Below are 24,578 nucleotides of genomic sequence, written 5' to 3'. Positions count from 1 at the left end.
AGTAAATTATTTATTGTCTGAAAAGATAAGCTGATAGCTTGTAAGCTTTATGCGCTTATCTCAACTATCCTCTATCCTAAATTTTTACAAACTTTTTTGTCGAATATTTTCCGTGTTGAATTGTGGTAATAAAGTATATACCTTCGTTCAATTCTGAAACATCCACTTGATTGTCGTTAATCGAATGCTCCTGAAAATACACCTGCTCCCCTTGTAATGAATTTATTTGAACACTAAAGGGATGCTGCTTACTATTACAATTTAAGTTAAGGACATCGGATACCGGATTTGGATAAATTTCCATAAAGGCATTATTCGATTCATTTGCCGGAACATCGCTTGCAATCCCTCCAATCTGAAGTCTGGCCAATGAATAAGCCGGCATGTTAAATTCATATTTATTAAGTGTCTCATTATAGGTAAGCGGTGCTGTTTTGACACTTCCGTTATTCATATCCACATCGTCAGCCGAGAATATATGCAGTTCATACGAATCACTTGTAGGTGCTGAAACGGCTATTGGCATCTCTGTTTGCCCCTTGTACAGAAAATACACAAAGGTCTCTGATTTTTCTGGGTTTGAAACTGCAAGCGGATAGAGGAGATTATTGTTTGAAGTCGTTTTGTATTTTGTCTTCCCACTGGCAGCAGACATCAATTTGAACATTTCAACGTTATCGCTAACCTTAAAATCATCGATGGGGTGCACCAGGTAACGGGAATTGGCTTTTCTTGCTTTTGCAGGATTGTAATTATCCGGCCAATAAATAGCCCATAGGGCTGCCATATCAAGGCCTCCATCCATAAACTGAAGTAACATTTCAGACTGCATTACAGCTGTTTGGTAAATAGTAGGGACTGACGCTATATCTACACTGGGTCCAATATTCCATTCTAAGGAAGCTAATTTCAGGTGGTTTAGCCCTAGCGATGCGGCTTTTGTGTTAAAAAACTCGATTTCTTGTTTATATGATTGTCTTGATCCTGAATTCGGATCAGGATCCATTGGCAACTGTGTAGCCCAGTTATCAAAACTAGCTTCAGCCCAGTTCCAGTACCAGTGCGCATCATATACATCAATAAGATCTCCTACCTCTTCTAATAGCGTCCAAACATCAGTTCTTCTAATGTTATCTCTCCAGTTGATAATAATCTCAATATCGGGATTAATAGCTCTGATGGCCGGTGCATACAATTTTACCTGTTCTGCATATTGTTGCCAGGTCATCGTAAAACCACTATGGTCATTATAGGGTTCATTATCCAGATAATAGCGTTGTACATTGTAATTATTATCAACGCAGTATTGCACCAATGCCTTGGCTTCATCAATCCCATCCTGCACCCTATTGTAATGTAGGCCGGAACTCATATTTATTCCAATCAATGGGATAGTGCCAATTTCATTACAAAGCGCGATGTATTCATCTACATCCAGAAATGTTTCCGCAGGCATATCTTTACTATGGTCGTAATTCGGATCCCAGTTATCCCACCATCCCTGGCCATTCATGTCATTCCAATGATAATAACTCGTGGGACCACCCCCGGGATAACGCAATAAACCACAATTCATATCCATTAAAGCAGATTTGATTTCAGTGGTATCCCAGAATGATTCACCCATAAAGTTATAAATGGAATTGGTACCAACCAAGTACTCACTTATGGTGTGCGATGATTGATTCAAGTCACAATCAACTGTTATTTGCCCTTTTGCATTGTATGTAAATGCAAATAGCGTTAATGCTGTAAGCAGACTATATGTTAAATTCATTATTTTCATCACTTTTACAATTTAATCCAACGGTTAGTGTGTGTTTTCGTATGGGATTGCGAAATTCAAGCCAATCAAATTACCACCCAAAATTGATGCGGGATATAGCGTTCGAAATCCTTATGAATTATACACATTGTTAACATTTGTTATTTACTTTTTCCAGAGCTGACTTTCTCTGGTTACCTTAACATCCCATGTTTGAGAAGGGTTTGGATTATATTTTGGGTCATTATCTTTTTTGGGAAATGTTTGTACGACCTCATAGAGTTGGTTGAAATTACTTTTTCGCTCCTCAGTATTTAGACTATCTAGTAGATTATTACTTTCTTCATAATCACTAAGTAAATCAAAGAAATTTACAGGTTCTCTTTTTGAATTAATGTATAATTTATATCTCTCATTTCGTAGCACTCTATCTCTGAATAAATATTGATTTTCAACCCCATTTTTTGTAAGGTGGGCATTATTCCCTCCTCCCATACCTAGTATCCATTTTCGGTGTGAATCATCTTTACCTTTCAATAAAACATCTTTGAAAGAGTAGCCATCAATCTTAAGCAATTTACCTCCAACTAACCACTCTTCTTTTGGTTCAACACCTGCTAAATCAAGACAGGTTGGAAAAAAATCACTAAAATCAATTAATGCATCTGAAATTCTATTGGAGTCGATTTTTCCGGGCCAACTAACAATAAAAGGTGCACTGATACCTGGTTCAGTTGTTTTTGCCTTACCTCCTCTTACTTTAACACCATTTCTTCTCCCTGTAATTGCCCTAGATGTTCCATTATCTGTCGTCCAAATAATTACTGTGTTCTCTCTTATACCCGCATCTTCAAGTGTCTGTATTATTTCTCCAGTAACTAAATCGGTATATTTCACCATTGCTTTATGTTTACCCAAATTGGTAGAGGCTGAGTCAAGTGGTGTATTCACGAATGGAGTATGTGTTAAGACCATTGGATAGTATATAAACATCGGGTTTTCCTTGTTATTATTTATAAAACCAATAACGAAATCTTTAAATATATCGGGTCCAAATTCTCCATTATATGTTCTACTGCCCTCTTTTGTATAAATGTATGGATCTTGATAACGTTCAGCGCTTTCTTCTATTCCCGTTTCATATCCCGTCCACATGCAAAATTCATCAAATCCATTTTTTGTCAATGCATCTGGTTCAACTCGAAAATCGTCGATTTGCCATTTTCCAGCAATACAGGTGGAATAACCTGCTTTTTTCATTTCTATTCCTAAAGATGGATTCATTGTTTCGTCAAAATGTGCTTTTCCTCCCCAGCGTGGAACATCCCAATGGTTTACCCAGCCATGTCTAAATGGGTATTGACCAGTTAATATGGTGACCCTTGTGGGAGTGCATTGTGGCATTGAATATACATTGTTAAACGACACTCCGCTTTCCGCCAGTGCATCAATATTTGGCGTTGAAATATCTTCTGCTCCATAATGACTAATCCACTCTTTTCCCAAGTCATCGACCAAAATGACAATGATATTTGGACGAGATTCTTCAGTTACAGTATTTTTATCTTGATTGCAACTGCAAAGTCCTAGAATAAAGATAGTACAGATGGTGTAAATGAATTTATTCATGTGCTCTATTTAATAAATATTAACTTCTAACTATGTATCATTATGGTTGAGTCAATTGGTATTTTCTATCTGCAAGGTTTATATATTCTGCATAATTATGAAAGATATTCTGTTCATATATAGACTGCATTTTAGTCAATATATGACTGATTTTTCGCTCAAAATGAGGGTCTCAACCTACACATCATTGAACCATTACAATCAATAACAGGATCTTATATTTTTAACAATCAAGTTACACACCTCATTCTGCTTCTATTGCAACCCTATCAGGCAAACCAAAAATCCTTCTTCCCAAAAACATCCAAATCAATATAGAAACCTATACGATCATTTAGAATCTATTGAACAATCTTAATAACATTAAATGTTGTTATTGCCTACTCCAGATTTATGTGAATCGCAATATTACCATTCACATTTTTATCGGCAACAGCCACATAGAGCATAATGGGTTGGCCTTTTTCATCCGTTAACACAAATGGACGTTCCACACGTTCAGGTTTCCATACTGTGCCATCCGACAGCGTAAACTCCTTTTTCATAAAAACATCCCTTTCATCCAGTTGCCAATCGTTACCATTTTCCGAATTAAAAAGTGCCAGTGCCCTTTTTCGCATGACATGACACACCATGTAATACTTATTGAGTTTTTCGTCAAACCACAAGCAGGCATCCTCGGTTTGTGCCTTGTCGTAAACTGGTTTTGATGAAAATTCAAACGCCCCGTCGGGAGCAGAAGCTTTACCTACTAACTGAATTCTAAACCACTTTTCTTTACTCACATCGTCACCCTTCATGATCATGGTGTATGAATTGTTGCGGTAGACAACTGCCGGGTTAACGGCAATGTTCTTAAATTTAACATTATCCGGTTTTACGACCGGTTTCTCAGATCGAACAAATGGTCCTGCTGGCTTATCAGCAATGGCCACACCAATGCATTGACTATTTCTTACCTGTATCCTGTTGTCTTCAAACCAAGTACTATCAGGGTAATTAATTTCAACATTATCGTCTTTAATTAGAGGTCCTATATCGTTGGAAATATAATAGAGACATATTTTCCCATCTGCTACGATAGCATAAGGGTTATGCGCATTATTAATATCCCATCCACTGTTTTTTCTATCATGCAATACAACATTGACAAATTCAAAGGGACCTTCTGGTTTTGAAGCTACAGCATGCGCAATTTCACAGTTGGTCATCCATCCTTTATGCCCATGTTTTTTATTCCATCTTGAATAATAGGCATGGTATTCTCCTTGCCATTTAATAACCGACACCCCCCAAACATAATATCCAGGTTCTGCAAGCACATGTGCACTTGTTAAATGCTTAAAGAAATTATCTTTTACCGCTGTTGACAGGGTATCAAAACTCAAGTTCTTATATGTAAGACACTTCAAGTCATTCACCTTATCGGATGATGAATAATTTTTACATGAAAATACACCAATAATACAAAAGGCGTATAGCAACAACTTCTGTATGCTCATAATCTTGAAATGTTGTATTGCACTCATAAACCTCCAATAATTACTAATTTGTTCTTAAAACGACAGCTGATTACACCTCAATCATATACAGGGAAATCGCTTTTAAAAGCAATTTCCCTGCAATCTTATACGAATACAAGGCTCAATACATTTTCATTAAAAGCCTATGAAATCACTTCACAGGCCCCTCAAAAGCTTCCGGTTGAATGTTTTTACGTTCTTCAGTATCTATATCAGGAATTCGATAGTTAATACCGGCCATTTCATATCTCCTGTACTGTTCGCTTAACCTTTGTTGAAATGATTCCCAGTTCATATTTTCTTCTTTTGTCCAGGCTTTTTCGGCGATGGCCGATAGTCTGGGATAAGCCATATATTCCAAACGTTTCTGAGACGAGATAAATTCCGTCCAGAGAGCCGCTTCAATACCAATTACATTATCCTTCATATTTTGAGTAAAGCCATCCGGGATGTGCTTCCACTTATAAATGAGTTCCAAAGAATTTGGCCCGTTATCCAAACCTTCCCAATTGGCACCTCCCTCTTTAAAATCCTGTGGATAGTCCAGGTAAGAATAGTCAGCAGGTGAAATAATTACCTGGTAGTCTTTTTTTGTGGCGGACCTTAATACCTTAGGATGTCGGCAGCGCCACCATTGTATAATGGTGTTCTTATTGACATCAAAACCACAGGCTTCATCCCAAGCAATAGGCTTCAATCCTGATTCTACAATAAAATTGGCCATTCTTCTGTCAAACCAACCTTCCAGTTCATGTTGATTTTTCAGACCCAGTTCGTTCATTTTAGCGCGCATATCCGCTCTTCCGTTCCAATTATGTTTTCGTACTTCATCGCCTCCATAATGAACATAGGGTGTATTAAACAACTCAGACAAGCGAATAATTACAGTTTCGATCATTTTAACCGCCTCTTCATTGGCTACATTGAGGGTATTGTTACCGCCACTAAATTCAGGATAAGCTCTTTCAATGGCTCCTGAATGGCCTGGTATATCCACTTCAGGAATGATCATTATCTGCCTTTCATTAGCATATGCTGTAATTTCCCTTGCTTCTTTTTCGCTCAAATACATGCAAGGGCCATTGGTGTTTGAGCGATCCCCACGTGAGCCAATTTCATGTAGCTTAGGGTATTCTTTAATCTCTATTCGCCATCCCGGATCATCCGTCAGGTGCAAATGCAGCCTGTTCATTTTTTGGGCAGCCATCTGATCAATTAACTGTTTTATGGATGATGGTCCAAAAAAATGTCGGGAAATATCGAGCATAAGCCCTCTCCACTGATAGGTAGGTTTGTCGGTAATGCTCACCTGACTTATTTTCACTTCTGATACCTCAACTTTTTCTTTGGTAACCGGTGCCAGTTGCAAGAGGCTCTGAAAGGCATAAAAGTATCCTGCTTCAGAAGAGGCTTTAATGGATATATTATTTTCGTAAATATCCAGAGCATACGCTTCATCATCCAATAACTCATCATATTTTAATAGAATTGAATTTTCTTTTTCTGATGAACTAACGATTTGACAAGTCAAGTCATACTGCTTTTGCAGTTCTTTGGTAAACCAAAGAGCAACCTTTTTCTGCTCTTCGGATGATGTAATTATTTGCGTTGAAGCATCTAAAACAAAAGATCCTTCATAAGCAATAGTCTTATCGGGCAGGGGTATAACAGGTAATACTGCATCCGCTTTTTCTGTTCGGGTTGCAGGATTACAGGAATTCATAATCAGACTTGCCGTTAAGCCCACACTAAAAATTAATAATTGTTTAATTCTTTTCATTGCACCTTCAGTGTATATTTTTTAATCGGCCAATGAAATAAAAATCAATTAGCACCCCATAAAGGGATACCAATTGATTTTTATCGGCCATTACTAATTATTCCGAGATGAGTTCGATCATTAAATCATCAATATAGATCGGTGGATACTCACCATTAGGCCCCGCACCTGTTGGTAAATAGTATTTAATCTGAATCAAAGGGTTCGTTTGGCCTGCCTGTATTGTAGCCGGCACCCATCCTTCGACAACAGGATCAGGATCAAAATTCGCTTTGGTATTTACTCCGGTAGCCGGGAATTCATAAGAAACTTCCGTCCACTCGGGTTTTGCTGCCATCTGAATACCTAAACCATTGCCTTTGGGGTTTATCCATGTTGGTAACAGATAACTTTCCTCCCCATCTGCCTTATTTATATTACCACTACCATCTTTATCTACCGCAAGAAACATTTGCGTTTTTACTGTACATTTTAGTCGATAACTTATTCGGTAACGTTGTCCTTCTAACAAATCAAAGTTTTTGCAAATAATCTCTATATTACCCTCAGCACTTGCATTTCCCGTAACATCATTATACACAGCCTTTGCACATTTGGCACCACTCACCGAAGTATCATCCGACACTTTAAAACTACCCGGACCTCCGGTCATATCCCAGTGGAAAAAATGCTGAAACATATCCGTTGAAGACAGATCATAGCCCACACTATAACCATCAAAAGTCTCGTTAACAGGAAAACGGAAGGCAATTAAAGGGTCTGCATACCCGGTTGTAACAACAGGTGCTGATTCTCCACAATTACCAACAGCGTACATACTGTACTCTGTTTCGGTAGTAGGTGCATTTACGTTATCCAAAAAGGTAGTTCCTACCACTCTGTCGTTAAGTACAACACCCTCACGTTTCACTACATAGTACAATGCGTAATCTACAGGATCCCACGACAGCTCCACTTTACTATCATATGCTCCACTTGTTGCATTAAAGTTAACAGGTGTTGGAGGTACTCCTGCCATTCGGCCCACAGTCATTCCGGCACTTTCCGAATCGCCATTGTGATTTTTTGCATAAACGCTGTACTCAGTATCAACCAACAAGGCATCATTATCTACATAAAAGGTATCTGTAAGGCCTTGTGCAAACACCACACCATTCTTATATAGGTCGTAGGCTGAGGTGCGTATGGTTGCTTCCCATGATACCACCACTTTATCGCAATACTCATCGTAAGAAGCAAGTACTGCTGAAGGTGCATCTGGTGCATCTGTTCTGGCCTTTGGTTGCAAACTTTCATCTACTTCAAATTCTCCTGCATCATACCCATCGTTACAACCTGCACCAAGCAAAATGGCTGCAAGCAGGTATAAAATTATATGTTTATATATTTTCATCGTCTAAATGTTTTAAATTGCAAAACTACCAACCCGGATTTTGGTTTTCACCACCAAGGTTTGGGTTCAGTTGTGTTTCATTATAAGGGATTGGGTACAAGTACATCTTATCATCCCAAATACGATTGTCCACTAGCACTTTCTCATAAGTGAAAGTACCGTCACCAGTGATTTTAATGCCATATACATCCTCTGTAACTTTGTTAGGATTACCGTTATCAAATAACCTCCAGCGACGAAGGTCCCAGAAGCGATGGTCTTCGAAAGCAAGTTCTACCTGACGCTCACGGATAATTGCAGAACGTAACGCTTCTTGTGTAAGCCCGGATAACTCAGGCATGCCAACAGCAGGCCTGGTTCTGACAGCATTCAATGCAGCTGTAGCATCCATCATAAATCCACCAGGCACAGTAGTAGGTCCATACGCTTCATTTAAGGCTTCGGCCATAGCTAAGTATATCTCGGCCTTACGGAAAATTACCCACATATGTTCTTTAGTGTTCGCATTACTTCCATATATGTTTATATCCTGACGCACATATTTTTTCAAATAATAACCGGTTGGTGTTGCATCAGCCTTTGGCAGACCATGCGCCCCTCCAGTAAAAGTTTCAATAGTGGTGCCTTTCCATTTTTTTCCGTTCACAATGATGGACTGTAACAGACGAGGATCGCGGTTATCGTATGGGTTAGCAGGGTTGAAAACGGTACTTGCACCCGCTGACCAAACGCCATTAGTCAGAACTACATCGTAACCATCACTTGTTTGATAAGCATCCACCAAATTTTGACTTGGACAAGTGGCTTTTCCATTAGCCCCTTCTAAACCCATTGGTTCATTACCCTTTTCAAAACTGTTGGAAGTTCCTTGTCTTCTTTCAAAAATCAATTCAGCACTTGCACGGTTGTTAAATACACCCGCAGCCATATTATTACTGTTGTAGTATTGGCTATCAAAACTATAGGGAAAATCAGGATTACTTAAGAACTCATTAGCAGCACTGGCTGCAGCTTCCCACTTGCTCAGATCATTTAAGGTGTTATGCAAAGGACTGGCAGCATATAACAATGCTCTTACCTTTAAAGCTTGCACAGCTCCACGTGTAACACGGCCCGTTTCCTGGTACACCACATTCTCAGCTGCCCAGGTAAGCGGTAATTCATCTTTGATAGCGTCGCATTCACTCACGATAAAAGTGATTACATCTTCAAAGTCGGAACGCGGGATCGAATTGACCTCACCTACATCATTGACCACGCCTTGTAGCATGGGAATATCCCCATAACGTTTAGCCAGTTCAAAGTAAAAGAATGCTCTCAGGAAACGTGCTTCATAAGGAAACATGCTAAATCGCGCCATTTCATCCTCATAGTCTTCATTGTATTTGTAATCGTCAAAGGTTCTACCTTCAATCTGATCCAGGAATAAATTAACCGAGCGAATTCCTGCATAGAAATTTGACCAATTATTATCCGGTGCATTACTGGAACTCCATTGTCCATTGTTAAAATTATGGATAGCAGAACCCTGTTTTACATACTCGGCTTCATCGCTTGCTGCTGAGCGCATGGCATCACCCACACTACTATAATCATCCGGCAGCCTATTATAGATATCCGTTAAAAAACCTCTCGTTCTGCCAAAATGAGAAAAGATATCCTCCGAATTATCATAAAATGTATGTTCTGAATAATCCAGAAAATCATCGCAGCCCGTGATAGCGGTGACCAGCAAAATTGATATTATTATATTTCTTATCATGTCTACCATTTTTTAATTAAAATCCTACACTTAAACCTATGTTATATGATTTCAGCGTTGGATACACAAGCTTAGTTTGTTCCGGATCCATCATTTCAAAATCATCAAAAGAAAGCAAATTCATACCTCTGAAAAATACTTTGGCTCTCTTCAGCTTTACCTTATTTACTATACTTTCAGGCAAATGGTAGTATAATTCAATCGTACGTAGTTTCAAAAAAGACGCATCGCGCTGCCATACAGTGCTGGCCCGGTAGTTATTCATATTCTCTTCAGGGCTTAACCTCGGTAAGGTAGCGGTAGTGGCTGTCTCAGGCGTCCACCGGTCATTAGAAAATGTTGAAATATTATTGTTATTATACAAAGGCCAGTAAACACCCGGCGTGTTCAACATTGTGGTAACATTTGAAGCACCTTGCAGAATGGCATTAAAACCAATCCCCTTATACTCTGCACCCAATGTAAAAGAATAGTACACTTCGGGCAACCAGCTTTTGCCAATGGCCACCATGTCAAATTCATCAATTTTATTATCTCCGTTTTTATCCACATATTTCACATCTCCCGGCTTTAACACGGAAGTATAGGTATATTCAATCCCATCGGGAGATATGTTATCCACGCCATTAAGTCCATCGTTAACACCCCAGAAACCGTCGTCCAGCAAACCAAACTGTTGATCTACCGAATGACCCGTGCGTTTTAAATGATCCCACTCACGAAACACTTCATTTTGTTCGATGATTTTATTCTTCGCTAATGAATATTGAGCGCCAATAGAATATGAAAAATCGCCAATATTATCTTGCCATAAAGCACCTAATTCAAATCCTTTATTTTCAACAATACCATCGGACACTAATGTAGCAGGAACACCAATAACTTTAGATGTTGAACTGGCTTCGGAAACCAATATTTGGCTTCTTTCTTCATAAAAAGCATCTATGTTTAAACTAAGTTTGCCAAATAAATTAGCATCCAATCCAATATTGGTCATTAAACTTTTTTCAGGTTTAATATCCGGGTTGGCTCTTCTGTTTTCCTGAAGGCCAGAGTTACCATCATTATTATCTGTAAAATAATAATTTTGTCCGTCTCCATAACTTGGTAAGTGCAGATAAGGCACACCTGGTTCAAGACCAGATAAACCAACAGAGGTTCTTAACTTTAAGCTATTTATCGCACTCACATCCTTTAAGAAGTTTTCGTTTGAAAGCATCCATCCCAAAGATAAAGCCGGATAGAAATGAAAACGGTTATTCTCAGACAGAATGTTATTACCACTATACGACAGAGATAATCCGGCCAGGTATTTTTTATCGAAAGAATAATTGAATTGACCGGCATAGTTTATACGGTTAAAAGTTAGATCTTTACCATAACCTACCTCATTATCTGCATGAAATAAGGCCAATGCATTCAGTTTATGTTTGCCCCATACCTGATCATAATTTGCCTTAATAATAACATCATTCCTTCTGTTTTGACCTCCAAAAGCTGTTCCATAGGCCAAAGGCGTATTCTCTCCATAAGAATTAGATGTAAAGTTATATAACTGTCCAGTTATTTCATCAATATCAGCTGTACGATGGACATAAGCATAATTTTTCGTCTTTTGGTCCCAATAAATTACGTTATTATCAAATGAAACGGCAGCAGAAAGGGACAGGCCCTCCGTAATCGCACTTAAATCCTGAATTAAAGTAAGGTCAGCATATAAGGTTCGCTCGTGCCCAGTCCCGTATCCTGTTTGATTGATATCCGCCACAGGATTTTCCTTATAAATGCCAGAACCTCCCCAACTACCATCTGCATATTGAACAGGAAAAGCATTGGCAGGAGTTCCTGTAATCAGCGACATTATATTTTCGGAATTTGCTTTGCCGGGTTGGTTTATTCCGGAAATACGTCCCGCCAAATTAAACTTCATTTGCGTAGTACCTGTCAGTTGAATATCCAGGTTGCTTCTTAAATTGGCTCTCCTGTAGTTTAACTGGGTTGAATAATTCTCCCGGTTACGGTCTTGCTTTAATAAGCCTTCACCATCCATGTAGTTAATGGCTACATAGTATTTTGTTTTATTAGTACCTCCCCGAAAGGTTGTATTAAAATTATGCACAAAACCGGTGTTGCGCATTACTTCATCGGTCCAGTTTACATTGGGATAGTATTCGGGATACATTCCATTTTTATAGGCATCCAATTGTTCTTTTGAATAGAGGTGCGCTTGTCCATCTAATTCCAGTGCCTCATTCATGGCACTGGCGTACCCATAGGCGTCCATCATTGTTGGCATGCGAAAAGGTTCATTCGTACTATATTCATACGAAATATCCACCTTCATGCCTTCATTTTTACCTCTTTTGGTAGTGATTACGATTACACCATTAGCACCACGTTGACCATATATCGCGGTTGCACCGGCATCCTTCAATACCGTTACACTTTCAATTTCCTCCACTGTAATGGTTGAAAGCTTCCTCTCAAAACCATCTATTAACACTAAAGGAGCCGATGTATTATCAAGGTTTGCCTGACCTCTTACAAACATAGAAGCCGATTCACTACTCCAGAAGTCACCACCATTTTGTAATACCGTTAATCCCGGTATTTGCCCATATAGTGCATTGCTTGGGTTAATTGCAAAATATTTCGATAAATCCTTGGCACTTGCTATTCCTACGGCAACGGCAGATTCATCTGCTGCTACCCTTATATCGTATCCTAAATTCACTGCAGTTGAGTCTGACTCCTGAGCAAAAGTTTGCACAAGCATCAGTAAGCTAGCGAGAGATACAAATAGTACTCGGTTTATATATTTTTTAATCATATACTCAATATTTTTCTATTTAACATACCTTAAACGGCATTACCATCCGGGATTCTGAATTAAACCATAACCTTTTTGAACTTCATCAACCGGGAATGGCTGCAAGAACCATTTTCTATCAAAGTTTGACCACCAAGCTCGACTGTAGGTTTCAATCGCTGGATAAGTGTATGAATAAGTACCATCCGCATTCTTTTGTATCAATACATTATGTAATTGTTCTTCAAATGCAGCGGTTAGTTTATGACGCGTCATATCAAACCATCGTACTTGCTCAAAACCAAACTCACAAGCTCGTTCTGTCAAAATTTGATCACGAAGGGTTTCTCTACTCCAGCTACCCACCTCTTCGATATTTTTCAAGCCTACCCTGTTTCTCACTTTATTGATATAGGTATAGGCTTCTGACTGATTGTCTAATTCATTCATGGCCTCGGCGTAGGACAAATAGATTTCAGGAATACGCATGTATGGGAAATGGTGTTCTTTTACCGGGATACCTGAGTTAAATCCGGGAATAAATTTGCGAATCACTGTACTTCCTGAAGAAAGATTTCTACGAGGACCTTTAACGTGTTTAGCCCAGGCACCCTGTTTATTCTTCCAGTTTTCAATTTGCTCTCCTGCCCAGGTATCATCCACACATTGCATGGTTTCATACAAACGGGGATCGCGACTGTATTGACGGGCAGCCCCACTTCCTTCACAACCTAAAGGATCAATGGATTCATCCCATCCGGAAGACGGATCGCTTATAGGCGTACCATTAGCCATGGGAAACATACGCATATACTCATTGGTACAGGTACCTCCTCCGTAATTCAGGTTAATGGCATAAATAGCATCCTCCCATCTCCCTGGACCGGTATATCCATCACGAACACTAATCAACACCTCTGAACTACGTCGGCTGAAAAAAGCCTTTTGATAAGCCTCTCTATAGCCCCACACGTCCTCGGTAGCCGGCATTTCTAATGCATAGCCACCTTGTGCTTCCATTTTATCTATCAGTGCTTTTGCGGCATCGGCAGCCCTTTGCCAACGGTTTTGCTGATAATCACCATACCAGGTGTAATTTTTATCTGCAGCTTCACCGTTCAAGTAGGGTTGATCGCTATTAAAAAGCGGACTGGCAGCAAAAAGTAATAAACGGGTTTTTAAGGCCATGGCACCGGCTTGTGTAAAACGACCTGCCCAATTGCTTATTTCACTTTCCGGAATAGCCCATGGTAAATCAGGTATTGCGGTATCAAGTAATCCAACAATAGAATCCACCGTTGCTTCAACCGTCAAACGCGGATTTATAAAGTCATCATCAGGGGAATATACTTTACCAACCCAAGGTATACCACCGTAGTTACGAAATAATTCCATCATATTATAAGCAATAAGCGTTCTCGCCTCTGCTCTCAATCGCGCCTTCTCCTCTTCTTCCATATCCGGCACTTTATGGACGTGTTCTATCATCGTATAACAATTACGTATCGCCTTAAAGGTTATTACGCCCTTATTCGGCATATCTACATAAGGGTGTATTACTGATGGCCGTGAATAGACATTTGTTATAGCGTTAGCTGAATTCAATGCACCTGAATAGTAAAATTTATAGGCTCCAGTCCAACTAGAAAAACTATGAGAGAGGTCTGTAATGTCTGACTGAAGCGAAAATCCAATACCCTGATTCTTATTTGCACGGGTAATGCCTGAACGTAATGATTTATAGGAATACCACAACACACGCTCGGCATATTCGGCAGAAGAAAAAATGGTATCAATAGTGACATCTTCACCTTCGGGCTTTTCCAGTGATCCGACCCCTATGTCTTCGCATGAGGTTGAGAATATGGCAAATAGCATTGCCACTATTATTGTTAATTTTGTTATCAATTTCATTGTCTTAAATTTTAGAAATTAAATTTCACCCCGGTATTATACACTTTTGTCATCGGATACAGTCCTCTATCGCCCGGTCCGGACTCCGGATCAAAGAAATCAAATTCACTAAAGGTCAATAGGTTAAATCCATTAACAAAAAATCGGACATTACTAATGCCAACCTTTTTAAGGGTTCTTGATTTTAAGGTATAACCCAATTCCACATTCTTGAGTCGCATAAAGGAGGCATCCCTGACCCACAGCTCTGAATCTCTATAATTCTTATCTTCATTTAGTGTAGAAAATCGTGGATATTCAATATTTACCCCGGCATCGGCTTTCTCCTGCGTCCACCTTCCCTCGTATAAATGAGAAAACAATCCTCTGTCCTTACCACCAAATGGATTCCTATAGTAGGAAGGCAATGAACGGGATGTGTTTTTCACGCCTGCGATAGTCATAGAAAAATCTAATCCTTTCCAGACAAACCCGGCATTAATACCATAGTTATACTCCGGAACACGTGTAGAATAGCCAATTGGCTTCATGTCAAAATCATCAATTTTACCATCCTTATTTATATCTAAGTACATGGCATCTCCTGCATTCATAACCCCACCATAATTAGCATAAGGTAACATATCGCCAGTGTTAGGATCAATATTGTTTGGATCTCTGTTGTTGGGATCATCAGGATTGGTTGTATCAACCTGCTTATCGAAAAATCCCAGGAAGGTATAACCAAAGGGTTGGCCTACCGGATTTCCGGTCTCGTATAAGTAATCAAAGGGCTGAGGAATCTCATCTTTATAGTTTATTTTGTTACGGGCATATGACATGTTAACGCTTACATGGTAAGAGAAATCATTGCCAATTTTATCATTCCATTTCAATTCCACTTCATAACCCTGATTTTCAACTTCTCCCAAATTAACGACTGGCAATTCTGCAGCAACATATCCAGGCACAATTTGACGCTGTATAAGAATATCTTTACGCAATTCATGAAAATAGTCAAAACTGGCACCTAATCGGGCATTTAAAAACTTGGCATCAAATCCAATGTTCTTTTTCGTAGCAGTTTCCCAGGTCACATTTGGGTTACCAATGAGCCTCTCCATGGCACCGGGCTGATTTTTGTTATTGTCATATCCGAAATTATAACCCCCTACAGAATAATTCCATGAATCCGGCAGATAAAGGAATCTATGATTATTAACAGCTCTATCATTACCAACCAATCCATACGACCCTCTGATTTTGAAATAGTTTAAGAAATCCAATCCTTGCATAAAGGATTCTTCTGTTACAATCCATCCCAAGGATACCGCCGGGAACAACCCAAACCTTTTAGCCTCCGGGAAGTTCTCTGAACCATTATAACCAAGATTTAAATCCAGCAAATATTTGGTTTTATAATTATAAGTCAGGCGGCCTACAAGCCCTAATAATCTGTTAGGAATTTCTGTAATCGATTGCGGATAATAAACCACACGTTGATTGTATAATAATAATCCACCAAAATCGTGATAACCGAACTTACGGTTATAATTCAATGCCGCTTCCACATACCAGTTACGGGCTTTTCCGGTTGACTGGCTATAGCTTAACTTACTGGCATCGCCTGTTTTTCTGAATACTACATTGTATTTATCCCACTCCTTATAACCAGGCTCATTGGGGTCCTTTAAGGGATTTTCCGGATCGATAATAGTATTGTAACTATCGGGTGAAGTACTGCGATGTTTAGAATACGTATAATTGGTATTGTATGAGCCTTTTACTTTAAACTTCAGGCCTTTTGTAATAAAATCTAACTTCTGTATTAAATCAATATCAAGATCGAGAAATGATTTAGTTTGATTACTATACCCCTTATTATAATATACTTTTAAGGGAACTCTAAATTGTATGGGTATCTGCTCTTGCGAAGTATTAATTATATTACCATCAATGATTCCCGGGCTTCCCATAGGTTGCGCCCAGGCGGCTTCTTTCCATATTCCCTGTTGTGTTGTACGCGGTTGATTCCTGACCTCGGTTCTGCCACCGAAAGTGATTTTCAAAAGTGTCGATTGAGTCACGTCAATATCCAGGTTAGAACGGTAGTTATACCTGTTATAGGTGTAATTACCATCATGCTTTGAGCCCAAATCTTTTAACAAACCATCTTGCGACAAGTAACCTAAAGCGGCAAAATAACGAACTTTATCAGTACCACCTCTAATGGTCACATTCGTTTTATTTTGCAGGGCATAATCTTTAAATATATAATCATACCAATCTGTATCCGGATACAATAAGGTTCCTCCATTTTTAAAGGCTTCTATCGCTTCGTCGCTAAAGAAATTCGATTCTACAGGGTTCCCGTCATTGAAATTACGTTCATTATGGCCTAAAGCATAGTCGTAACTATTTGACTTACCTGGCAACATGGTGGGTTGCTGAAAACCTAATGAGGTAGATACCGATATTTTAGTACGACCTTTCTGTCCTCGTTTTGTGGTAACGATAATTACACCATTGGCACCACGCACTCCATATACTGCGGTAGCAGATGCATCCTTCAAAACGGAGATACTTTCAATTTCTTCAGGATCAATTTGTGAAAACGGCCTTTCAACACCATCCACAATGGTTAAAGGACTGGCGTCACCTACATTCAGCGTTGCAACACCTCTGATGTATAATGCAGCTTCATCGGCACCGGGTTGTCCTGAATTCTGCACGGATGCGATACCGGAAATTTTACCGGCTAAAGCATTTGTTACACTGGCACTGGGCGATTTAATAAGCTCATCGCTACCAATAGTAGAAACAGAACCAGTAACCGTTACTTTCTTTTTCTCACCATAACCAATCACAACGACCTCATCTAATCCAATATCTTCGGACTGAAGTGTTACGTTAATAGTACTTTGGTTGGCAACCAGTACATCCTGACTGACCATTCCAATAAAGCTAAATATCAGTGTTTGTCCCTTATCAACAGTCACATTATATGCACCGTTAAAATCGGTAATAGTACCTGTCGTTGTTCCTTTGATAACAACGGTTGCCCCAATAATTGGTTCCCCCGTATCATCCGTAACAACACCAGTCATTTTTTGCTGAGCAACTGCCGCAATACTAGCAGACAACAAAACACAAGCTAAAATGAGTGTTTTAATCATTTTTTTCATACGATAAAGATTTTATTCAATTTTAACATATGCAATGTCGTACTTAAGGCAAAAAAAAGACGGTTTAAAATTGAACGAGAAAGCAACATTTTGCGGGGGAAATACAAACAAATTTGTCAAAAGACACCAACAAAATCATCACACAAACACGTAAACAACTGATTGTATGACAAGTAAGATTCACCTCAAAACTAATCACCTTTTAGGCAAAACAAGGGCAATTAATGGATCCGGTGTCAAGAAAAAACGTAAGGTATTGTCACAAAATTTAAAGTTTATTCATATACTCTTTAGGCGAGAATTTATAAACTTTTTTAAAGGATTTTGAGAAATAATAATGATTCGTAAAGCCTGTTTCTAACATTACTTCAGCAATATTGAACTTTTTTGTACGCAAAAGCTGTTCTGCCCGCCTAACCCTTGTGGTACGAATAAACTCATTAAGCGTTTGCCCTGTTAATTTTTTGACTTTTCTATAAAGCATAGAGTGGCTATAACCAATATCATCACATACTTTATCAACATGCAAATCGGGATCTGAGATAAATTTTTCGATAGATGCCACGACTTCTTCCAATAGTTTTTCATCAGGGCTGGCGATCTGCACTTCTTTAGGAGCTGCTACATGTTGCACATTTATAAACTGCGAGAACTGTTCTTGTCGCTTCAGGAAATTGTCAATTCGCAGCTCCAGGATTTCAATTTCAAATGGTTTAAGCATAAAGGCATCAGCACCATTTTTAAGTCCTTCCAACTGTAATTTATTCTGCGATTCGCCGGTTAATAAGATTAACGGAATATGTGCAGTTTTAGGGTTACCTTTAAAACGCCGAGTAAATTCAACACCATCCATTTCAGGCATATTAATATCACTAATTACCAAATCAGGAACGGTGTCATTTATCATTCGTAATGCTTCTTTTCCATTTCGAACAGACTGGATACGGTACTTATCTGCCAAACTTAGCGAAATAAATTCTGACATCTCAACATCATCTTCCACAAGAAGAATAAATGGTGCCTTTGAATCGGCTATGCCGCCCATTTCATTCGCTCTGACTTTGGCTTGTGGTTTTAATAAAGGTCGCAACAGCTCACTTTCTCGTACAAAGAATTGTTTACATTCCTCTTCTGTGAATAATGGCAGTAGCATTTTAAATTCAGAACCTTTCCCCACTTCACTTTCAATTCTTATTTCGCCCTGATGCATGGTCACATATTCTTTTACCATAGTTAAGCCAATACCAGATCCTTGCTCCTGCTTTATTGTATCTGTCACCTGGTAAAACCTGTCGAATATTTTGTCTTGTTCATCTTCAGCAATTCCAATACCAGAATCAGCTACCATAATCGCTATTCCAGCTTCAAATTGATTATTTCTGTTTATATCTTCACTTTTTATACAAACATTAATTTCTCCGTTTTCAGGCGTAAACTTAAATGCATTAGACAGCAAATTAAATAAGATGGTTTCAACTTTTCGGATATCCATACACACCATCAACTTTTCAAAATCTGACTGAAATTGATAATCAATATTTTCATTTTCAGCTTTATCCACAAAGAGTTCATATGTATTTTTAGTAAATTTGATGATATCGAATTCACTTATGGCGAATTCCATCGTTTTATTTTCCAGCTTTTTAAAATCCAGAAGCTGGTTATTGACCCATAACAACCTACGAGCATTATTTTCAATGATTCTCACATAATTTTTGGACGTTTCGCTTAATTCCTTTTGTTTTTCCAGCTTCTCTGTCGGCCCAATGATCAGGCTCAGCGGCGTACGGAATTCATGCGCCATATTGGTAAAATACTGCTGTCTGATCCCCGACAACTCCTTAACGTGCTTCTCTTGAAGCTTTGCTAATTGCATTTGGCTTTTGATCCTTACCAGGTTACGAGCATATATTTTGTATGCAATAACTAAGGCCGTCACCAATATAATATAAATGACAATGGCTAATGGACTTGCCCATAACGGTGGGTTTATCTTTATATTTAGTACCGTTTCCTTTTCATTCCAAACACCTTCGTTATTAGTTCCCTTTACCATAAAACTATACTCTCCCGGTTTAAGGTTGGAATACCTGGCCACACCATATGAGCCATCCGTATAAATCCATTCTGAATCAAAATTATCCAATTTATAAGCATACCTGATTCCTGATCGTTTTCTGAAATGTAAAGATGAAAATTCCAAAGAAAAAGATTTACTGCTATGATCCAATGTTAGTTGAGAGGTAAAAGCAATATCCTTCTGAAGCAACTGTTTGCCATTAATCGTTTGCTCAGGCAGAACTTCCTGATTTGAAACCAATAGTTTTGTAATAAATACCGGAGCTATAAACTTTGATTTGGTAATTTTTTCGGGTGAAAAACGGACAAAACCATCCTGCCCTCCAAAAATAAGGTCACCATTACCACTTTTAAAAGCACAATGCCCCTTAAAGTGAGCAATAGGCAATTCTTCTCCACTGGGATAAATATCAAACGACTGGGTGTCCTTTGAAAATTTTAAGATGGCGGTGTACGACGAGGCCCATATATTTCCATTCCCATCCTCCAAAAGACTTATCAAAGGATACCTAGAGCGGGATTTTACCTCGTAAAAATTATATTGTTTATTTTGAGGATTATAATGAATCAAGCCATCGTCCACACCCAGCCAGATAGTATTATCATCACTCTGTAAAAATGATTGAATATTAATTTTTTGGCCGGGAACCTTAACGACTACTTCGGCTACCTGCTCAAAGCTGTTAACATCTGTTCGGAGTAGGACGGGGCCATTAAATGACCATAGAACGTTTTCATATAAACTTGTTGCCCAACCAATTTCTTTAAGAAACTCAAATTTATATCCATCCTCTTTTTCAATCACCTTATGCAATCCCTTTTCCGTATTCAACAAAAGCGTACTGTCCTTTAAAAGATGAAAAGAGGTGATGAAATTGGAGCGTAAACCCGATTCATTATCCGACGAATAGCGGCTTAGGAATTCTTTATTGGAATTCCATATGGCCAGACCACCGTTCGATGCAATCCATAAATTTCCTTTGGGATCTTCAAAAAGTCTCGTCGTGTTATCATCAGCCAGCTTTCGGCTCCCTTCTTGAGAAGCATTCAGAATTTCCAGTATCTTCTTGTTATGCCCGTATTTAATAACGCCGTTCTGACTTGCCAACCAATAACTTCCATAAGACGTTTCCACTATATCGCTTATTTCATAGCCAACCTGGTTCTTTTTATGACTATAGTTAACCGGAAAAAACTCAAAGCGCTGACTCGTATTAAATAAAGTACTTACACCATTATTTGTGCCTAACCAGAGCACACCCGAATTATCCTCAAACACACACCCTACCACATTATCTATTAATGAATTGTCCTTACTTAAATTGTGAAAATAGTTCGTTATTTCCAGATTTTCATCCATCCTATTCAATCCGAAATCTGTACCTAGCCAAGTTATTCCTGCTTTCGTTTTAAATATGGTTTTAATAACGGAATTGGACAGGTTGGAGTTCTCCTCATGAAACAATTGCATTGCACCTGAGTCCCTGTTGTACAAAGCCAATCCTGTTTCTGTACCCACCCATAAAAGCGCATCGTTGAATTCAGAATAGGGAAAAATACTCAACACAAGATTATAGTCCATAACGGAGTGCTGCCTTGTTTTTAAATTAATGGTTTCAAAAACTTCTGAATCACGCCTTAAGACATTTAACTTATCAAATGTACCGACCCATAAACTATGCTCCGAATCCAGATAAAGAGCATTGATTTCGTTGTGGCTAAGATTACTGTTACTGGTATTAAAAACTCTGTATTGTCCGGATCTGACATTTAGCTTTACCAATCCTTGAGTAGTACCCACCCAAAGCAACTCCTTGTTTTTATCGGGGCAAAGTGTGATAATATATTTATTCTCTTCTAAATCATACCTTCTGCATCGTTTGGTTTTTATATCCATTTTACACAAGCCGGCATTAGTAGCGATCCAAACAGAATCACCTTCAAATAGAAAACTCAATATTCTATTCCCTGGAAGGCAATTCTCATCTGATGGCTTGGAAAAATAATGTACAAAACGTGTTCCGTCATAGATATTAAGCCCATTTCGTGTTCCAATCCAGATAAATCCATTTTTATCCTGTCCTATACAATTCACCTTTGAATGAGACAAACCATTGGCCATGGTGTGGTTTTCAAATGTTACATCTTGCGCAAAAGGTGTCCATGTAACCAATAAGAAAAGAAACAATTGGAAGTATTTCAAGGTATAGTCTTTCATAAAGAGAATATATATACATATATATAAGGGCAACATTGTCATGTCATCCAAAACCAACGCTTATACTTACCATATAGGAAGTCCGCGATTTCAATTTAGGCCAATAACAAATAATAAGCTGCTAAACTATATTAAAATATTAAGAGTTCAAGGTAGTAAATGAATCCTATAAGCCTAAATGAATATCAAAAAAATTAGCGGTATTCCTTTTTTTTTGCAAAATAAAGGAATTCAGATTTTTCGGAAGTAAAATTTATTAACCCCATCTAGTTTCGGATTCGACAGAATGAGCTCAACGCTATTAAACATGAGCTACACAAGGGTTCACAAGTAATAGTAAGTGTTGAATTTGTTGCTATAAATTGTCAGTTATGTTGTTATTTCTGGCGGAATACCATGTGTAATTATTCAATTTTCAAGCTTACATTTTATCGGACAGGGGGTATTTTTGTTTATCGTCAATCCCCAAAGGCGATAGTAACAATTTAGAAGCTGTTTAAATTTTGTTTTTGTGAGTTAGTTTGGATGAATTAGGTTCTCAGACAAAGCAAAATTGATGCGAATAGCACCGCTATTTAAAGATATTTTGCAAAAGTATGAGGACGTAAGTCACCAAAATAAACCGAAGGATAAAACTTAAACAGCTTCTTAATTAATTAAAATCTATTACTATGAAAAAAAATTTACTTATTATTCTATTAACAGCACTGACAAGTATCAGCATGAATGCCCAAGGCGGGACAGATTTTGAAAAGTACACCGCTGGTGATGATATATCTACCGGAGATGGAAAAGGGTGGAGGGTTTTTAATGGTACAGCGACTGTTGAAACAGATGGTTTCAACAAGTATGTGCATTGTACGCCTAGTGGAACTGATTTTATGTTTGCCAGGTATTTTGATAATCTGGAAGCAGGCAAAACATACGTTTTCTCAGTTGATGCAAAATGTAGCGCAAAAAAATACAGAGTTACTTTTGTTACATACTCAGACATAGGGATTACTAAAGTGCAGAACCTTTGGGTACTAAAAGAGAATACCACCTGGGAAAATACCACACTTGAACTAACCCTTTCAGAAAGTGAAATACACGTTAGAGCGTGGGTGTATTGTTGGCCTAGTGACATAACAGTTGATATTGATAATTTTAGCGTTACAGAAAAAACTGCCACTACTATAAATAAGGCATCAGCACATGATGTTAAGATAACACCAAACCCATCCAACGGGAACTTTAAACTGGAAAGTAACGGCACCATAAGTAGCTATACTTTGTTTAATACAGTAGGAAAAGCTGTTAAAACAGGTCAAACAACAGGCATGTCAACCATCAATGTTAATGCCGGTAATTTACCTAAAGGTATTTATATTGTACAAATGATTCATACAGACGGATCTGTCAATACATCGCGATTAGTAATTAAGTAAATAAATACAGATTCATATAGAGGCCGTCACATTTGCTGTGACGGCCTCTTTTGTTTATAAAGTCTTCTTTTGTGTTTCATATACCAATTGTATGTCAAAATGCGCTGAAAGCCATTTTGCTCATTATCCCGATGTTTATCGGGAGTAAATGCCGATACAATCAAAGCGTCTTAGTTTTAAGGTACATTTTGATTAGTAATCGGTATTGGAGTATATTTTTGGACAAGACATTTTAATTTCTTGTTATAAATATTACCATCCTTACTGATATTACAAAGCACAAGTATAAATCGGTATTATTAGTCGATAGTTAGTAGTGTATAGCTGTTAGTTGTTGAGCTTAGGTCTTGGGCATAGGATTAGCAAAGATTGAATAAGGATTAACTAATAATAGATTTGAAGATGTTTATTTTTATCGCTTGCCGAGCTTGTCGAGGTAAGCAAAATAGAAGAGCAACCCCGTCAGGTTTTTAAAACCTGACGAGGTTTATTATAATGATATTCCATTAGAAAAGAGGTTGATGAAAGCCCTCTTGAACACTTTAAACCTATGCTTTGATTCGTCCCACCTTTTCAATCACCAATACATACAAAGCTGTTTCAATATCTGCACAAACAAATACATTGGTGTGGAAATATTAAAAACCACTTATAATTAAACACTTGTGTTAACTGATAGTTTGTATTTAAAACACAAAAAAGAGGGTCAAAATATTTTTGAATAAAGCCATTACAAAGAACCAGACAGGCTTCGAAAGGACCACAATTGACTAGTATGAAAACAAGAGCAGCAAAAGCCCTACTGTTAAGGTCAATAAAAAATATAAAAAATATTTTACACGGCGTACATGCTTCATTTTAGCATTAACATTTTGCATGCCTGATAAGGCCTCTTTCTCCGATTCGTACATATTATAAGTTTTTTACTAAAAAACTGAAGGTTCAAAATTGGCAACTCATTGGCATAATGTCAGAGATGAGCATTTCAGATAATAGGCTAAAACACGTCATTTTAAAAATAAAGCAGTGAAAAAAAGGTGCTCTTTTCGTTCCAAAACTGGACCACTATTGCAGCGGTTATAATTACTTTTAGTTCCTTGCTGCCTATTGAAATC

At 38.2% G+C, this 24,578-nt stretch carries 11 protein-coding genes; 1 reads left to right on the top strand and 10 read right to left on the bottom strand.

The window, feature by feature from the left end; all coding sequences use genetic code 11:
- Nucleotides 1–76: 76 nt before the first annotated feature.
- The 10 genes from JIV24_RS16230 to JIV24_RS16185 form a co-directional block, all read right to left on the bottom strand.
- Nucleotides 77–1,777: a T9SS type A sorting domain-containing protein gene (locus JIV24_RS16230; RefSeq protein WP_200466118.1), complete on the bottom strand. Its 1,701-nt coding sequence runs from the start codon at nucleotides 1,775–1,777 to the stop codon at nucleotides 77–79.
- Nucleotides 1,778–1,930: 153 nt separating this feature from the next.
- Nucleotides 1,931–3,394 (bottom strand): sulfatase-like hydrolase/transferase, encoded by a 1,464-nt coding sequence (locus tag JIV24_RS16225; RefSeq protein ID WP_200466117.1) that lies wholly within the window; start codon nucleotides 3,392–3,394, stop codon nucleotides 1,931–1,933.
- Between the two features lie 380 nt (nucleotides 3,395–3,774).
- On the bottom strand, nucleotides 3,775–4,896 hold the full coding sequence (locus tag JIV24_RS16220; RefSeq protein ID WP_200466116.1) for a glycoside hydrolase family protein: 1,122 nt from the start codon (nucleotides 4,894–4,896) through the stop codon (nucleotides 3,775–3,777).
- A 172-nt stretch (nucleotides 4,897–5,068) separates the two neighbouring features.
- Nucleotides 5,069–6,697: a beta-N-acetylhexosaminidase gene (locus JIV24_RS16215; RefSeq protein ID WP_200466115.1), complete on the bottom strand. Its 1,629-nt coding sequence runs from the start codon at nucleotides 6,695–6,697 to the stop codon at nucleotides 5,069–5,071.
- A 97-nt stretch (nucleotides 6,698–6,794) separates the two neighbouring features.
- Entirely contained in the window at nucleotides 6,795–8,090 is a 1,296-nt protein-coding gene (locus JIV24_RS16210) for a fibronectin type III domain-containing protein (protein ID WP_200466114.1), read from the bottom strand.
- Between the two features lie 25 nt (nucleotides 8,091–8,115).
- On the bottom strand, nucleotides 8,116–9,852 hold the full coding sequence (locus JIV24_RS16205) for a RagB/SusD family nutrient uptake outer membrane protein (protein ID WP_200466113.1): 1,737 nt from the start codon (nucleotides 9,850–9,852) through the stop codon (nucleotides 8,116–8,118).
- 16 nt (nucleotides 9,853–9,868) lie between these two features.
- Nucleotides 9,869–12,682: a SusC/RagA family TonB-linked outer membrane protein gene (locus JIV24_RS16200; protein WP_200466112.1), complete on the bottom strand. Its 2,814-nt coding sequence runs from the start codon at nucleotides 12,680–12,682 to the stop codon at nucleotides 9,869–9,871.
- Between the two features lie 39 nt (nucleotides 12,683–12,721).
- Complete coding sequence (locus tag JIV24_RS16195; protein ID WP_200466111.1) at nucleotides 12,722–14,575, bottom strand: RagB/SusD family nutrient uptake outer membrane protein; 1,854 nt, start codon at nucleotides 14,573–14,575, stop codon at nucleotides 12,722–12,724.
- Between the two features lie 11 nt (nucleotides 14,576–14,586).
- Nucleotides 14,587–17,739 (bottom strand): SusC/RagA family TonB-linked outer membrane protein, encoded by a 3,153-nt coding sequence (locus tag JIV24_RS16190; RefSeq protein ID WP_200466110.1) that lies wholly within the window; start codon nucleotides 17,737–17,739, stop codon nucleotides 14,587–14,589.
- Between the two features lie 268 nt (nucleotides 17,740–18,007).
- A complete protein-coding gene (locus JIV24_RS16185; RefSeq protein ID WP_200466109.1) occupies nucleotides 18,008–22,036 on the bottom strand; it encodes a hybrid sensor histidine kinase/response regulator transcription factor in 4,029 nt (1,342 codons plus the stop codon).
- Nucleotides 22,037–22,707: 671 nt separating this feature from the next.
- Here JIV24_RS16185 and JIV24_RS16180 point away from each other — a divergent pair.
- Nucleotides 22,708–23,463 (top strand): T9SS type A sorting domain-containing protein, encoded by a 756-nt coding sequence (locus JIV24_RS16180; RefSeq protein ID WP_200466108.1) that lies wholly within the window; start codon nucleotides 22,708–22,710, stop codon nucleotides 23,461–23,463.
- Nucleotides 23,464–24,578: the final 1,115 nt, after the last annotated feature.

Origin of the sequence: Carboxylicivirga marina (assembly GCF_016612505.1) — a bacterium.
Taxonomy (GTDB): Bacteria; Bacteroidota; Bacteroidia; order Bacteroidales; family Marinilabiliaceae; genus Carboxylicivirga; species Carboxylicivirga marina.
This window is presented reverse-complemented; position numbering and strand designations above follow the sequence as displayed.

Coding starts and splice junctions, on each gene's coding strand:
- JIV24_RS16225 (WP_200466117.1), bottom strand. CDS start 3,394: ATGAATAAATTCATTTACACCATCTGTACTATCTTTATTCTAGGACTT.
- JIV24_RS16195 (WP_200466111.1), bottom strand. CDS start 14,575: ATGAAATTGATAACAAAATTAACAATAATAGTGGCAATGCTATTTGCC.
- JIV24_RS16185 (WP_200466109.1), bottom strand. CDS start 22,036: ATGAAAGACTATACCTTGAAATACTTCCAATTGTTTCTTTTCTTATTG.
- JIV24_RS16200 (WP_200466112.1), bottom strand. CDS start 12,682: ATGATTAAAAAATATATAAACCGAGTACTATTTGTATCTCTCGCTAGC.
- JIV24_RS16180 (WP_200466108.1), top strand. CDS start 22,708: ATGAAAAAAAATTTACTTATTATTCTATTAACAGCACTGACAAGTATC.
- JIV24_RS16190 (WP_200466110.1), bottom strand. CDS start 17,739: ATGAAAAAAATGATTAAAACACTCATTTTAGCTTGTGTTTTGTTGTCT.
- JIV24_RS16230 (WP_200466118.1), bottom strand. CDS start 1,777: ATGAATTTAACATATAGTCTGCTTACAGCATTAACGCTATTTGCATTT.
- JIV24_RS16215 (WP_200466115.1), bottom strand. CDS start 6,697: ATGAAAAGAATTAAACAATTATTAATTTTTAGTGTGGGCTTAACGGCA.
- JIV24_RS16205 (WP_200466113.1), bottom strand. CDS start 9,852: ATGATAAGAAATATAATAATATCAATTTTGCTGGTCACCGCTATCACG.
- JIV24_RS16220 (WP_200466116.1), bottom strand. CDS start 4,896: ATGAGCATACAGAAGTTGTTGCTATACGCCTTTTGTATTATTGGTGTA.
- JIV24_RS16210 (WP_200466114.1), bottom strand. CDS start 8,090: ATGAAAATATATAAACATATAATTTTATACCTGCTTGCAGCCATTTTG.